The organism is Schaedlerella arabinosiphila, assembly GCF_003885045.1.
Taxonomy (GTDB): domain Bacteria; phylum Bacillota; class Clostridia; order Lachnospirales; family Lachnospiraceae; genus Schaedlerella; species Schaedlerella arabinosiphila.
Window position 1 is genome coordinate 5851663 of sequence record NZ_RHJS01000002.1, and the last position, 14353, is coordinate 5866015.

General features: G+C 47.5%; 16 protein-coding genes and 1 pseudogene. 6 read left to right on the plus strand and 11 right to left on the minus strand.

Annotation, left to right across the window (positions count from 1 at the left end):
- Positions 1–239 precede the first annotated feature (239 nt).
- The 7 genes from EBB54_RS27500 to EBB54_RS27530 form a co-directional block, all read right to left on the minus strand.
- The gene (locus EBB54_RS27500) at positions 240–767 is read right to left on the minus strand and encodes a winged helix-turn-helix domain-containing protein (RefSeq protein WP_243127838.1); all 528 of its coding nucleotides are present in this window, start codon (positions 765–767) and stop codon (positions 240–242) included.
- Positions 768–805: 38 nt separating this feature from the next.
- Complete coding sequence (locus EBB54_RS27505; protein WP_125129823.1) at positions 806–1426, minus strand: HAD family hydrolase; 621 nt, start codon at positions 1424–1426, stop codon at positions 806–808.
- On the minus strand, positions 1416–2018 hold the full coding sequence (locus tag EBB54_RS27510) for a sugar O-acetyltransferase (protein WP_125129825.1): 603 nt from the start codon (positions 2016–2018) through the stop codon (positions 1416–1418). Before EBB54_RS27510 ends, EBB54_RS27505 begins: the two co-directional genes overlap by 11 nt.
- 11 nt (positions 2019–2029) lie before the next feature.
- Positions 2030–2629 (minus strand): HDOD domain-containing protein, encoded by a 600-nt coding sequence (locus EBB54_RS27515; protein WP_125129827.1) that lies wholly within the window; start codon positions 2627–2629, stop codon positions 2030–2032.
- Positions 2630–2704: 75 nt separating this feature from the next.
- Positions 2705–2935, minus strand: a complete 231-nt coding sequence (locus EBB54_RS27520) for a ribonuclease HII (protein WP_125131087.1) — start codon at positions 2933–2935, stop codon at positions 2705–2707.
- Positions 2936–3032: 97 nt separating this feature from the next.
- A complete protein-coding gene (locus EBB54_RS27525) occupies positions 3033–3944 on the minus strand; it encodes an AraC family transcriptional regulator (protein ID WP_125129829.1) in 912 nt (303 codons plus the stop codon).
- A 230-nt stretch (positions 3945–4174) separates the two neighbouring features.
- A complete protein-coding gene (locus tag EBB54_RS27530; RefSeq protein WP_243127840.1) occupies positions 4175–4828 on the minus strand; it encodes a sugar O-acetyltransferase in 654 nt (217 codons plus the stop codon).
- Positions 4829–5078: 250 nt separating this feature from the next.
- Here EBB54_RS27530 and EBB54_RS27535 point away from each other — a divergent pair, with 250 nt between their 5' ends.
- The gene (locus EBB54_RS27535) at positions 5079–5969 is read left to right on the plus strand and encodes an AraC family transcriptional regulator (protein ID WP_162307223.1); all 891 of its coding nucleotides are present in this window, start codon (positions 5079–5081) and stop codon (positions 5967–5969) included.
- A 149-nt stretch (positions 5970–6118) separates the two neighbouring features.
- On the opposite strand, the gene EBB54_RS27540 is transcribed toward EBB54_RS27535, so the two are convergent.
- Positions 6119–6766: an L-rhamnose mutarotase gene (locus tag EBB54_RS27540; RefSeq protein WP_125129836.1), complete on the minus strand. Its 648-nt coding sequence runs from the start codon at positions 6764–6766 to the stop codon at positions 6119–6121.
- 398 nt (positions 6767–7164) lie between these two features.
- Between EBB54_RS27540 and EBB54_RS27545 the strand changes: the two genes are divergently transcribed.
- Positions 7165–8436, plus strand: a complete 1272-nt coding sequence (locus EBB54_RS27545; RefSeq protein ID WP_125129838.1) for an L-lactate MFS transporter — start codon at positions 7165–7167, stop codon at positions 8434–8436.
- 56 nt (positions 8437–8492) lie between these two features.
- Here the strand turns inward: EBB54_RS27545 and EBB54_RS27550 are convergent, their stop codons facing one another.
- Both EBB54_RS27550 and EBB54_RS27555 read right to left on the minus strand, forming a co-directional pair.
- Positions 8493–9176: a P-II family nitrogen regulator gene (locus tag EBB54_RS27550; protein WP_125129840.1), complete on the minus strand. Its 684-nt coding sequence runs from the start codon at positions 9174–9176 to the stop codon at positions 8493–8495.
- A 269-nt stretch (positions 9177–9445) separates the two neighbouring features.
- Complete coding sequence (locus EBB54_RS27555; protein ID WP_125129842.1) at positions 9446–10978, minus strand: DUF1538 domain-containing protein; 1533 nt, start codon at positions 10976–10978, stop codon at positions 9446–9448.
- Between the two features lie 381 nt (positions 10979–11359).
- Between EBB54_RS27555 and EBB54_RS27560 the strand changes: the two genes are divergently transcribed.
- The 4 genes from EBB54_RS27560 (at position 11360) to guaA (ending at position 14059) form a co-directional block, all read left to right on the plus strand.
- Positions 11360–11647: a DUF1905 domain-containing protein gene (locus tag EBB54_RS27560; protein ID WP_004080059.1), complete on the plus strand. Its 288-nt coding sequence runs from the start codon at positions 11360–11362 to the stop codon at positions 11645–11647.
- A 64-nt stretch (positions 11648–11711) separates the two neighbouring features.
- A complete protein-coding gene (locus EBB54_RS27565) occupies positions 11712–12143 on the plus strand; it encodes an iron chaperone (RefSeq protein ID WP_125129844.1) in 432 nt (143 codons plus the stop codon).
- A gap of 101 nt (positions 12144–12244) precedes the next feature.
- Positions 12245–12595, plus strand: a complete 351-nt coding sequence (locus EBB54_RS27570) for a DUF2200 domain-containing protein (protein WP_125129846.1) — start codon at positions 12245–12247, stop codon at positions 12593–12595.
- 171 nt (positions 12596–12766) lie between these two features.
- On the plus strand, positions 12767–14059 hold the full coding sequence (gene guaA / locus EBB54_RS27575) for a glutamine-hydrolyzing GMP synthase (RefSeq protein WP_125129848.1): 1293 nt from the start codon (positions 12767–12769) through the stop codon (positions 14057–14059).
- Between the two features lie 104 nt (positions 14060–14163).
- Here the strand turns inward: guaA and EBB54_RS31505 are convergent.
- Positions 14164–14318: pseudogene (locus EBB54_RS31505) on the minus strand (ISNCY family transposase); the annotation flags it as partial.
- Positions 14319–14353: the final 35 nt, after the last annotated feature.

Sequence of the window (14353 nt, forward strand, 5' to 3'; positions counted from 1 at the left end):
ATCGCTTACGTTTTGTAGTGATATACGGACGGTTTCAAAAAACGAAACTTCCTGGAAATTATTTTTCCCCTTACTACCTACTACGGGAAAAAAGGAAATTTTGGCAATGTTTTCCGAAAGTTTTTAAATTATTTTACTGCGGCGTAAAATCCAGCTTTGTTTCGGGCGCAAAAAAACAGGAAACCTTTTCTTGATTTCCTGTCTTTGGCTGCCGCTGATGGGCGGCGGTTATTCTGTTATCATTCCCCGGAAGCGAACTTGTAGCCCACACCTAAAACGGTCTTTATGTAAGTGGGCTTGCCACTGTCCGGCTCTATCTTTTTCCGTAGATTGCATATCACATTTGCCACGTTTGACTGGCAGCTTTCGCTTTCCATGCTCCACACGGATTCAAAGATTTGCGCCTTTGTAAATACCTGCCCCGGACTGGCGGCAAGGTAGCAGAGTGTGCCGTACTCTAAACGTGTGAGAGGAATGTCTGCCCCGTCTTTCAGTACCCGGCGTTGGTGTAATCTGATTTCCAATCCCGGAAAAGTAAGTGCCGGGGAGTGGGGCGGCTGTATGGCTTCCAGCGGTATTATATCGGCAAGGGCGGCTATGGCTTTCTCAACCGCTTTTTCTTCTGTGAGGTATTCAAAAGATATTTCCCTTTGCCGCCGCTTATCCCTGTCACGCCATGCGTTGATTGCTGCATAGTGTATAACAATTCTGTAAAAAGCGTTAAATGTGTATTCGATATGTTCTTTGTATGCTTCCGAAGAAGTCACTGACAATTCCCACTTTCCACCACAATAGGAACTGTTATTCAAGCTATAAAAGATAACAAGTCGGCAGGTCTTTCCAAAAAATAATCTGCCCGTATGTGCTTATTATGGCTGCCCCATACTGCCAAAGCAAAATCAATTCCAGCATTTTCCGCACTTATACTGTCATATTTGCTATCTCCGATATAAAGCACTTTCCTATGTTCTGTTTTTGATAATTCCACATATTTCAAAAGCGGTGCGGCATTGGGTTTATGTTCCTGTGTATCGTCCGCACATATGATTGTTTTAAAATAATGGCTGATACCAAACTGGCAAAAATCATGTGTAAATTCTTCCCTTGTCTTTGAGGTGACAATTCCCATTTTATAATCCAGACTTAGAAGATTTTTCAATAGTCCGGTTATTCCGTCAAATACTTTAATAGTATCTGCATATTTACACATATTTTTATCCCAAAATTCTGTCGCATAGGAAATGTCTTTTATCTCAAGTTTTTTCAAAGCGTCTATCCCGGTAATCCCTAACGCAAATTTTAGTTCAGAGCATGGTATCTCTCTCCCCGACAATGCCCTTATGGTTTCCTGTAAGGAATGTAAGACAGCATATTCCGTATCAATCAGAGTACCGTCAATGTCAAAAACGATATGCTTATATTTCATGTAGCCGCCTTTCTTTGTCTGTATCAAAATGACGTATCACCCTGCATGGATTCCCTACTGCAATACAATTAGCCGGGATAGGGCGGTTTACAACACTTCCAGCCCCTATTACGCTGTTTTCTCCTATGGTGACTCCCGGCAGAAGAATACAGCCGCCGCCAATCCAGACATTATTTTCTATCTCTATCGGACGTGCATAGGTTCTAAAAAATGTTGTCTGGCGTTCCCTCCAATCCGGCACAAGCCTTTCCACTGGTAAAACAGGGTGTGAAGATGTATAAATCTGCACATTTGAAGCAATCAAAACTCTGTCACCAATTCGGATAGTTTTGTTATCCACAAAGGTACAATTCATATTGATTATCACATCATTTCCCAAAAAAATATTTTTCCCATAGTCACAATGAAAAGGTGTGTCGATTGCCACATTTTCCCCTATTCCACCTAACAGCTCCCGAAGAATAGAAGTGCGTTTTTCCATATCTCCATAATCAGAGAAATAATATTCCCGTGTTAATTCCCTTGTGCGGGCAATCTGCTCTAAAGTAACGCTGTCCGCAGTTTCTAAAAAATCGCTTGCTTCGTAATACACAATATCCCTCCCTAACGAAAACTGTTTTCCACAACGCCCGGAAGCAGAGTATAAACAGAGCAGCCAATCTGTTCTTCAAACAGTTCTTTAATCTCTAAAATTTTTTTCCACCTGTCTATTGTCGCCGGGTGGATGCCGTACCGTATTGTCACATCTACGAATCTCTTTTCCAAAAGGCAGAACCCCGTAGGCATAGCCAATGCGTCACATAGCTGTACCAGACGGTCATAATCATCATATACCGCATTTGCAACAAAATCTTTCATAAACAGGTAATCCTCATCACTGACATCAAACTCTCCGATAGAAGTATCAATATCCTGTATCATAAATGCATGGGATATACATATCTGTGCAGCTTTTCCCCACCCACGCTCCATACAGTAACGATAGCCGTCTATCAAATGCCTTTCCGAACTCACTCCGGCATAACGTCCAATATCATGTAACAGCCCGAAAAGATACGCCTGTTCAGAAGATAAATCTTTACAGTGTGACGCAATATTTTTACAGGCTTTGGCTACATACCGGGAATGGTCTGCCCATGCCCCCGGATTAGACTGCGCCGCTTCCGTTAATGCCATTTCCACGGTCTGAATGTTTAGTTCCATTTTAACTCCTTTCAAAAGAGCGGGGCTGGCAGATAAACCGTCCAGCCCCTTTATGATGAAATATTTACAGACAAATCAACAATCCCCGGCATAGTATGAAACAATGCTCATATAGTCCGTTGGATTAGGAATTTCTAAAACAAGCCGCAGGCAGTTTTTGCTTTGGCGGTACTGCCGCCACAAACTGTCCTGTACCCTTTCTTCCCCATTGATATTTCGTTTTTTACCGTCCGGGCAGAGCATATTTACTTTGCCGGTACAGGCATTGACCGTATCTAAAAAATTTTTCATGTTCAGAATGTTCATTTTTACCACCTTGAACCCACCTCCTGTAAATTGCTGATTTACTTTACAGGTATCATTATAATGCAGGAAGTGTAGGAAAAATATTTCATTTCTGCCTTTATCTATCACTATTCTGCCATTTCTTCCGATATTCTGTTGGTGAGCAATGTGCGTACTCCCGAAAAACTTTTCCAAAATAACTGCTGCTCCCCAAACCGCAGTCATGGCTGATAACTGTAACAGGTTCCTGCCCCTTAGCCAACATCTGACAGGCGGCTTGCAGACGGTAAGCCTTTATATAGTCTACGGGAGTCATGTGCAGACAGTCATGGAACACTCTGTAACATTCCCTTTCGCTTAGATATGCTGCCGCTGCAAGCTCCGGGATAGAAATTTTCTCCTTATAATGCTCGTGAATGTATATCATCATCAACTTTATTTTATCGTTGCTCTTGTTATGTTCTCCCGCCTTTTCACGCATAGGGCGGGATAGTTCAAAAAGCATTAGCCATATTTCCGTTAGGATTTCCCGAAGTCTTATTTCATACCCAAATTCATCACCGGAAAAATGAAATGCTTTAAGAATAAGTTTCAAAATATTTTCTTCTGCTGCATTGCCCGGAAAAAAAGGAATTAGTTCAATCTGCGGGGCAGTTATAACAGGGGCGATATACTTTTGCTCAATCCTGTTTCCCTGTTCTCCGGCAAGTAGGGAAACATCAAAAATATGAAGTAGTTGTATATTCTTTTCCCGCTGTGACATTGCTTTTGTCATATGGAGTACGTTGGAATTTACCATGCCGCCGCTTCCGGCAGGAAACAATAGCTTTCCTCCCGGCGTATCATATTCAATGCTGCCGCTTTCCATGTAAAATAGTTCCACCGTTTTATGCCAGTGCCACGGAACATAACGCCCTATATACTTGTCAAGCTCCGCTCTCGAAGCGATATAGGGAAAATCCTTTTCAAAATCGGGAAGCAATTCTTCCTTGCTTCCAGTATAAAATTCAATGCTGTGTATATTTTTCATGTCTATTCACCTGTATATCTGCGGTTTCGTCTGTTTTATTAAATATACTGGAATAGCTCTGTGATTGTCAATCAATATAGCGTGTTCTTTAACATCAAAAAAGAAGGAATGAGAGGGATTCCGTAGTAGTCGGCATTGATTTCTTTGGTTCGGAATAGTGTGGTGCTGGCGGTCTGTCTCTTGTTTTCGGTTGCTTGCTTCTTTGCCGTACATGAGCATTGAGCCAACGCTTATTTCCCGTTTATGATTCCCCAGACTTCCTCGTCAAATCTGCGGTCTTTGTAGTAAAATGGCCTGTCCGCCTCTGTGATTTCCCGGATCACCCTGCAGGGATTGCCTGCCGCGCACACATTGTCCGGAATGTCTTTTGTCACCACGCTGCCAGCCCCGATCACCACATTATTCCCGATTTTGACACCCGGAAGGATAACGCAGCTTCCGCCGATCCAAACGTTGTCTCCGAGGGTCACGGAGATACCGTATTCGTAGCCGGAATTTCTGCTTTCCGGGTGGATTGGATGCCCCGCCGTATAGATGGAGACATTGGGCCCGAACAGTACATTTTTCCCGATCGTGATCTTTGCTACATCCAGCATGATACAGCCTGTGTTTGCATAAAAATTTTCCCCCAGCTCAATGTGGCTGCCGTACTCGCAGTGGAAGGGCGGCTCGAAATACACATTCTTCCCGTGCTTCATTCCGGTTCGGTCAAGACACTGCATCCCCTTCTCCACCTCAAAAGGCATTACAGTATTGTATTCGCGGATCGCTTTCTTCACAACAAGCTGTTCTGCCATCACGTTTTCATCCGAAAAGTATGCCATTTCATGATCTCTGCGGTATCTGTTGTCCATTTTCATATCCATAAATTCCTTTCTGTTCATATTTTTATGTATGCTGCTGTTATTCCCACGACGTGCACTTGACAAGGAAGCATATTTTCAATACTATATTATTTTAAAAGGGACATGTATTCAACCACAAAACGTTCGAAATGTTATAACTATATTTCGCGAAGCAGTTCCGAACGGCAGCAATATGAAAAAACAGACCGTGCAAGTTTACTTGCAAAGGGATGCTTTCCCACGCAGCCATCCAATACAGAAAAAATACGAACCCTTAAAGGACAGTACAATGGACACAAGAGTATGGATCAATCCGGATAATTCCGAAAAGGTACAATATAATACGGACGATTATCCCGTCTATGTTAGGCGGGACGTTTTGTCAACCTATCCCAACTACACAGCCGTCAGCCACTGGCATGACGATGTTGAGCTGATCGCCATCCTTTCCGGACATATGATTTACAATGTGAACGGAGAGGCCACCCGGCTTGACGCGGGAAACGGCATCTTTGTCAACGCCCGGCAGCTTCATTATGGTTACTCAGATGACCGGAGCGAATGCATTTTTATCTGTGTGATATTCCACCCCATGCTGCTCTGTGCCTCCCGGTATCTGGAGCAGAAATTTGTCGCCCCCATTCTGTCTGACAGCAGCCTGCCCTGGCATTTTCTGGATCAGGGCATCGGATGGGAAGCGCAGATTCTGGAGGATGTCCAAAAAATATATGGGGTTCTCCCGGAAAATACGGCGGAATTGAAGATACAAAGCCTGATCAGCGATATCTGGAGCCGGCTCTACCAAAACAGGAAGGTATGCGAGGATGCGCCTCCGATCCGCAACCACCACCTGTCCGCACTGAAAGAAATGGTCGCGTTTATACAGGAGCACTACCGGGAGAAGATCAGCCTTTCCGATATCGCCCGTGCCGGAGGTGTCGGAAAAACAAGCTGCTGCGCCATTTTCCGGCGCTTTGTCAACCAGACACCAAATGCCTACCTCACCGATTACCGCCTGCGCAAGGGTGCGGAGCTGCTTCTGTCTACAAATCTGACAGTTACGGAGATCTGCTATGAGGTCGGATTTTCCGGCGGCAGTTATTTTACAGAAACCTTCCACAGATGTCTGGGGTGCAGTCCAGGGGAATACCGAAAAAATTCCGCCTGTACGGCAGGATAATCTTTGGATGGCAGCCGTTTAGATGAAAAAAATATCCGGCAGCCTGATTAAAACAGATCTGCCGGACATCTCAGGAACTGCAGAAAAATATCCGGTGCAATCGGCGCAGGTTATTTTTCCAGGTTTCTTATATGTAGTTACAATTCGCTCTACGCATGCCACGCCAGCCGTACGCTTGCCGCATGATGCTCTCCCGTGAGCCAGTCCACATCGTTGGTGATCCAGTCCATGATCTCAAGCTGGCGCGTTTCCCATTCCACGGTAAATGCCCTGTCCGCCTCGGTAGGCTCCTTCTCCATAGTCGTATCGATCTCGTCATATCCGAAGATATAGCCGCCCGCGCACCAGATGCTGAAATTACTGTCCGGCCCCTGGGTCACCGTACCGCCGCGTTTTTCAATCAATCCGTCGTGCCTTTTCTTGTACTCCTCCTCGCATCCCGGTTTCAGCCTGGTCATGAACATCCGGTGCCGGATCAGCTCCTTACTTTTCCGCACAATGCCGAAGTCATGGTACATCAGCCGCATCGCTTCGCCCGGGACAGAGATCCAGTCAAAGGTATCTTCCATTGTTCCGGTGAGTCTGCCTTTGACCGCTTCCTCTTCCGGGGAAAGCGCCCTGACGCCGTCAGTCTCGTAATACCCGAAAATCAAATCCTCCGCATTCCAGATGCTGAAATTCCTCACCTGGTTCCGATCCAGAAATGAGGTCAGCTCCGGCCAGATTTCTCCCAGCCTTTTGCGGTATTCATCCATCTGTCCTGTTTTTACTTTCATTGCAAATGTGTGTCGCTCCATGATTTTCTTCCTTTCTGTATTTCCTGCAGCCCATTTATATATCAGCAAGTTTCTTTTATGATAATACATTTTGAAGGATTCGTCCACTGCAAGGTCATTACTGAGCGCAATTCGTTCACACCATGGTTACTGTTCACACGGCGTCGTGCACCCTGCTGCACGGCGTCCGGCCAATTCAGTGAGGGGGCCCAGCCTGTTAAAAATCAGGAATTGTGCGATCATACAAAAACAAACCGCATAAAAACAGGAAATCAGGCTTGGGCACAATGATTTCCGGCAGAAAATTTCCTATAATATACACAATATAAAACCACATCTGCTGCGCTATTTGCCCTGTACGGAAGTACAGGTACAGAGCCTGCATTGCATCAAAAAAGAAAACAGGGGGATAAAGACTTATGGAAAAGCACAAAGAAACCCATTCCGGCATCAATTATACAAAAAGACGCTGGCTGGTTCTGCTGGCAAGCTGCGTGATCAATCTGTGCATCGGCGCGCTGTATGCATGGAGCGTATTTGCGGGACCGATGGCGGCGTACCTTTCAGATATATCAGGAACTGAGCTGACGGCAGCAGACCTGGCCATTGTATTTTCCGTGGGAAACGGGCTGGGCTTCATTACCATGATCGGCGGCGGATTTCTGAATCAGAAAATCGGCCCCAAATGGGTCATTTTCTGGGGAGGAGTCCTGTTTGGACTGGGGTATGTGATCTGCGGATTCGCCGCAGATACGGCCATGCTTGTCGTTGGATACGGGCTATTCAGCGGGCTGGCTATGGGGCTGGCATACGGATGCACCATCAGCAATTCCGTAAAATTTTTCCCTGACAAGGCCGGGCTGGTAGGAGGGATCGCCACCGCATCGTACGGAATTTCCTCCGTGATCATCCCGCCGATTGCCAATGCGCTGATCGACAGCCTTGGAGTCAACCGGGCATTCATGACCATGGGTGCGGCGATCATCCTGGTGGTAGGCGTATTTTCCCAAATGATTGTCAAATGTCCGGACGGATTTGTGCCGGATGGCTGGACGCCGCCTGCAAAAAAAGAAGAAAGCGGCGCGCAAAACACTGCGGCAGACATGGATTGGAAGGAAATGCTGGCGGCCCCGGTGTTCTATGTAATGCTCGTTATGCTGTTTTTCGGGGCAGTCCTCGGCATGATGGCCATTTCCCAGGCGTCTAATATTGCCCAGAGCATGATCGGAATGACTCCGGCGGCAGCGGCAATTGTAGTCTCGATCCTGGCGCTGTTCAATACATTCGGACGGATACTGGCAGGAATGGTTTCCGACCGGATTGGCTGTATCCAGACGCTGACCGGGGTATTTGTCATTGCGATTGCCGCGATGGGCATCCTCTACATCAGCGGAAATGGTTCCGCGGCATTGTTTTATGTGGGCATCTGCCTGATCGGAGTCTGCTTCGGTTCTTTTATGGGTGTGTATCCCAGCTTTACCGCCGGACAGTTTGGAAGAAAAAATTCCAGCGTCAATTACGGCATCATGTTCATCGGTTTCAATATCGCCGGGCTGCTGGGCCCTATGATCGTGAGCCGGGTATTTCAGCAGACCGGGGATTATGGAAACGCGTTTCTCATCGCGATGGCATTTGCGGCGGCAGGGCTGGCGCTGTCATTTGTGTATAGAAGGTTTCAAAAGGCCGAATAGACGTGAGCAACATAATCAGATAAAAAACAACTGTGCAGCAGGCTGGAGGGCAGGGATTAGTCCTCTTCCTCCAGCATCCGCAGCCCAGCGGTAGCCGTCACCGGCAGGGAAAAAATGATCCCCCCGGCGGGACTTCCGGTTCCGGCCTGTTCCATGATGGCGCGCATGATCTCGTTTTTATGCTTCGAGCGCACCACAATAAAAATCATTTCCTTTTCTTCCGCAAGGGAGATCCCCAGGAACCGTTTGGCATGCTCCATGCCGGTTCCCTTCGCATGGATGACCGTGCCCCCCGGCGCGTGGGCGCTTCTGGCGGCATCCATGACCGTCTCGATATGTCCGCCGTTTGCAATGGTGATCAGAAGTTCATATTCCGTGTCTTTCAATGTGCTTTCCTCCTCAACGACAACTTCCTGCTCCATGGTGATATACTGCAGCGCTTTTTTTCCTCCGATACTGCTCATGGGAATGAGAAATGCGATTCCCCTTCCGGCAATATCGATCTTCATCTTACTGTATAGCTCTTTTTTAAATGATTTCCATGTCTCCATTGTGACAAACGCAAAATAAATAGTCTTTTCCGTGGCCTCCATTCCCAGATAATCGAGAATGGCGCTGTTTGCGGTGCCCACGCCCATGGTGGAGAGGGTGACATGGATATGGTTTTCCTTAAAAAACGGGATCATCTTATTGCGGATTCCCCGGTTGGTGATCATTCCCATCACATAAAGTTCATTCATGAAAGACTCCTTTCCGTCTGAGGTCTGCGGGCATGCGCCCAATACCAATCAGAAAATCCAGTCCTTGTAAAGTAAACTTGCCCGTCCAGCCTTTTCTGATTGCTGCTGAAAACCAGAACAGCAGACCTCAGCCCCGTCTGCTGCGCAGCCTATGCGCTGCTGTCGCAGCTCCTGACTGAGGTTTATGGGCGTGCGCCCAATATCAATCAGAAAACCCAGTCCTTGTCAAGTTAACATGCCCGTCCTGCCTTTTCTGATTGCTGCTGTTCTTAAAGCTCGATAATATCATCGTCGCCCCAGGTGTCTAGGTAGGCGGCGCTGACGGCTGCTCCGGCTTCTGCGGTTCTGGACTTGTACTGGTAGACGGCGCCTAAGATCTGGATGGCGATCAGGGGCGTCATGGCGACCATGGCTACGATCCCGAAGGCGTCCCGGACGATGTTGCCGCCGATGGCCTGGCATGCGCCCATGGCAAAGGGCAGCAGGAAGGTGGCGGTCATGGGGCCGGAAGCAACCCCGCCGGAGTCGAACGCAATGGCGGTAAATATTTTCGGTACAAAAAAGGACAAACAGATCGCGATCACATACCCCGGTACGATAAACCACAGGATTGATATCCCGGTCAGCACCCGGATCATGGCGATTCCCACGGACGCGGCGACGCCCAGCGACAGGCTCAGCCCCATGGCCTTTCCGGGAATTGCGCCGGAAGTGATCTCCTCCACCTGGTCCATCAGCACGTAGACCGCAGGCTCCGCTTTTACGATAAAGAAACCGATCACCATACCTATGGGAATCAGCACGAAGCAGAACGGAAGCTCTGCGATCATCTGCCCCAGGTAATTTCCGGCTGGCATGAATCCTACGTTTGCGCCGGTCAGAAACAGCACCAGGCCGATATATGTATCTGCGATTCCAATCAATATTTTATACAGCGTTTTTTTCTTCAGCTTCAGGGAAATAATCTGAAATGCACCGAAGAAAGCAACAATCGGAAGCAGCGAAATGGCGATCTCTTTGATATATTCCGGGAAACTTTCTGCAAAATGCTTCCACAGCTCGACCGAATCCTGGATGTTCGGCAAAGGCGTGGGCACATATCCGGTATCCCCGGGATGATACAGCAGTCCAAGAAGGAGCACCGCGAGGATAGGTCCGATGGAACACAGGGAGATCAGACCGAAACTGTCATCCTCTGCATGCTTATCGCTTCGGACTGCGGCAAAACCGATACCCAGCGCCATGATAAACGGAACCGTCATAGGCCCGGTGGTTACCCCGCCGGAGTCAAACGCCACTGCAGTAAAGTCTTTCGGGACAAACAGCGTCAGGACTGCCACGATGGCGTAAAAGAAGATCAGCAGTGTGGAAAGGGATTTGGAAAACAGCATACGCAGCATTGCCACCACCAGGAAAAAACCCACGCCGCAGGCGACTGCCAGGATCAGCGTATAATTGGGGATGGAGGGAACCTGTTCAGCCAGCACCTGCAGGTCAGGCTCAGAAATGGTGATGACAAAACCCAGCAGGAAGCAGAGGAAAAGGATCGTTCCGAGGTGCATGGTCTTGGCCATTTTCGTTCCCACCTTTTCCCCCATGGGGGTCATCGACAGTTCCGCACCCAGCGTAAAAAACATCATACCGACGATCAGCAGCACCGCCCCGAATAAAAACAGGAGCAGGATGCTCGGTGGAATGGGTGCAATGGTAAAACTCAAAAGCAGTACGATCCCGATGATCGGCGCAACCGCTTTTAAGGCTTCTTTTAATTTTTCAGAGAATCTCGTCTGATAATAATTCATGAAGCAAACAGTCCTTTCTATGGCTGGAGTTATTCAGGAACAAAAAAATCCGGCTGTTTGTTGTTGGAAAATAATCGGGAACAAACGTGGAAAATAGCTGCCTGCAGACGGAGAGCAGGCGATGCTCTATAAAAAGTATTATAAAGGGTTTTTGTGATTTTTACAACCTTTTCATGATGATTTAGACGCAGTTTGCCAGATGCCCGTTACTGTTCACACCCTTTGGGTGCTCCAGTAACAGTATCCTGCTTGTTTTAAGTAGCCTTCGGCGGGATGCATTTCACTTGACAGTTGGAATGAGAAAGATTATGATACGGAATAATAGAAGAATATATAATGAAAGAAATCAAATAGCAGAAAAGCAGCATAGAGGTGCAGTAAATGAACGATAAGATTTATGAATACGCGTCTCAGATTTACAGTGCGGAAAATAAGGGAGGCGCATACGTGACTTTTCCATATGATATCCGGGAGGAGTTTGGAAAAGGAAGAGTGAAGGTGCATGCCACCTTTGACGGAGAGCCATATGACGGCAGCATTGTAAATATGGGAGTCAAAAATGCAGACGGCAGCATTTGCTATATCATCGGTATCCGGAAGGATATCCGCGCCCGGATCGGCAAGCAGCCGGGGGACACTGTACAGGTGACGGTAAAAGAACGGGAGTGATGTTTTCAAGGCAAATCCCGGGAGCAGCAGCTACAGAACACTATGGAACAGGAGGAGCACAAATATGTGGACATGTCCAAAATGCGGACGCAGTTTCAAAAATCAGAACCAGGGTCATTACTGCGGCAAACCGCCGGAAACCATTGACGAATATATCGAAGGACAGACGGAAAATGCGCAGCCCTATCTGCGGGAAATAAGGGATGCCATCCGGGGGGCGCTGCCGGAAGCGGAAGAACGCATTTCGTGGAGTATGCCGACATTCTGGAAAAAGTATAATATCATCCAGTTTGCGGCGGCCAAAAAGCACGTCGGACTTTATCCGGGGCCCGAAGCTGTGGAGAAATTCCGCGAACAGCTCAAGGACTATAAGACCAGTAAAGGGACGATCCAGCTTCCTTATGAAAAGCCGCACCCGTTGGAACTGATCGCGGACATTGCCAGATGGTGCTATGAAGGAGACAAAGAGGAAGAGCCCGATTGCACCAAAGAGTAAACAGAAACGCTTCATAATTTTATTTACAAAAAAAGCAGGATGACCGGACACAGGGACGGGCGGCTTGCTGTCAGACGGTAGTTTATGTGAGGAAAAACAGAATGGAAAATAATAAAGTATACGGGATGGATTTTTCAAAAATATATCAGCTTCTTGTCAATAAAGCCCTGAGAAAAGGGAGGACAAAAGAAGAGGCAGACGAGATCATCCGATGGCTTACCGGATACAGTCAGGCAGAGATCGAGGACATGCTTGAAAAACCAACATCATACGGAGATTTTTTTCGAAATGCCCCGGAATTGAATGAAAACAGGCATCTCATCAAGGGCGTAGTCTGCGGAGTCAGAGTGGAAGACATTGAGGAGCCGCTTATGCGGGAAATCCGATATCTGGACAAACTCATCGATGAGCTGGCAAAAGGAAAAGCAATGGATAAAATACTGCGGAAGTAAATCCGAGGATTGTGAAAAGTACGATTGCTGCTGTCCGCAGTCATTTTATTCACATGTTACAGTTCACATGCGCAAAAACAGCCGGCATACAGCGGCGCTTGAAATCAGCCAGAAAATGTAGTACACTGAATTACATTACTGAAAATAAAATACAGAAGAAGGAGAGAACCTATGAAGCAGGATATGATTGTCATTTTGGACCTGGGCAGTACGGTAAATACGGAGGTTGCCCGCAAGATCCGCGAGATGGGCGTATACAGTGAGATTCATCCCCATGACATTTCTCTGGAAGAACTGAAAAAGCTGGAGAATGTGAGAGGGATCGTACTAAACGGCGGAGAAAACCGGATCGTGGACGGCGCTGCCGTTGAGATCAGCCCGGAACTTTATGATTGCGGCTGCCCGATGATGGCCATTGACCACCCTACGGCAAAATGTGACAGAAAGCTGGATGCATTGCCGGAGGACGCGGTTTTGCGGGAGTTTGTATTCGACACCTGCCAGGCGCAGGCAAACTGGAATATGAAAAACTTTATTGAAGACCAGGTAGAACAGATCCGCAGGCAGGTAGGCGACAGAAAAGTGCTTCTGGCCCTGTCCGGCGGCGTAGATTCCTCTGTGGTCGCAGCCATGCTGATACGCGCCATCGGAAAGCAGCTTACATGTGTCCATGTCAATCATGGCCTGATGAGAAAAAATGAATCCGAAAGTGTGATTGAGGTTTTCCGCGACCAGCTTCATGCAAACCTGGTTTACGTGGACGGCACGGAGCGCTTTTTAGGAAAGCTGGAAGGCATCTCCGATCCGGAAGAAAAGCGCAAGATCATCGGCAGCGAATTTATCCGTGTGTTTGAAGAAGAAGCCAGAAAGCTGGAAGGGATTGATTTCTTAGGACAGGGAACCATTTATCCGGATATCATCGAAAGCGGGACCAAGACCGCGAAAATGGTAAAATCCCATCACAACGTAGGCGGCCTCCCGGAAGACCTGCAGTTTGAACTTGTGGAGCCGTTAAAGCAGCTCTTCAAAGACGAAGTACGTGCCTGCGGTATCGAATTAGGGCTTCCAGCTTCCATGGTTTACCGCCAGCCATTCCCCGGCCCGGGACTCGGCGTGCGCTGCCTGGGCGCAATCACCAGGGACCGGCTGGAGGCGGTGCGGGAATCCGACGCCATCCTTCGGGAAGAATTTGCCAATGCCGGCCTGGATAAAAAGGTATGGCAGTACTTTACCGTAGTACCGGATTTCAAGTCAGTGGGTGTCAAAAACAATGCCAGATGCTTTGAATACATGGTGATCATCCGCGCCATCAACACAATAGACGCCATGAGCGCAACCATCGAACGGATCGACTGGGACGTGCTGCAGAAGATCACGGACAGGATTCTGGAAGAGGTGGAGAATGTGAATCGGGTATGCTATGACATGTCGCCGAAGCCGCCTTCGACCATAGAATTTGAATAAAGTGAAAGATTGTGCAAATCCAGTGTTTATGTCTTTTCACGGGCTTTGGAAATGACTTTTGATAACAAATTGATAACTCAAACTTCGCACATAATTTTTATCTTTGCACCATAAAAATGGGAAATAAAAGGCGCTGGAATAATTTCATCCAGGTTGACGGTATTTTCGAGGAGCTCCAGGAAGGGATATTTATCGTGATTAAATTTATTTTGGCAATCAGAGAAATATCTGCTAAAGAAAGCTGTTTGTATGGTATCATATGAGTTACAACTCCTTTACTGGTGGATATGGTTA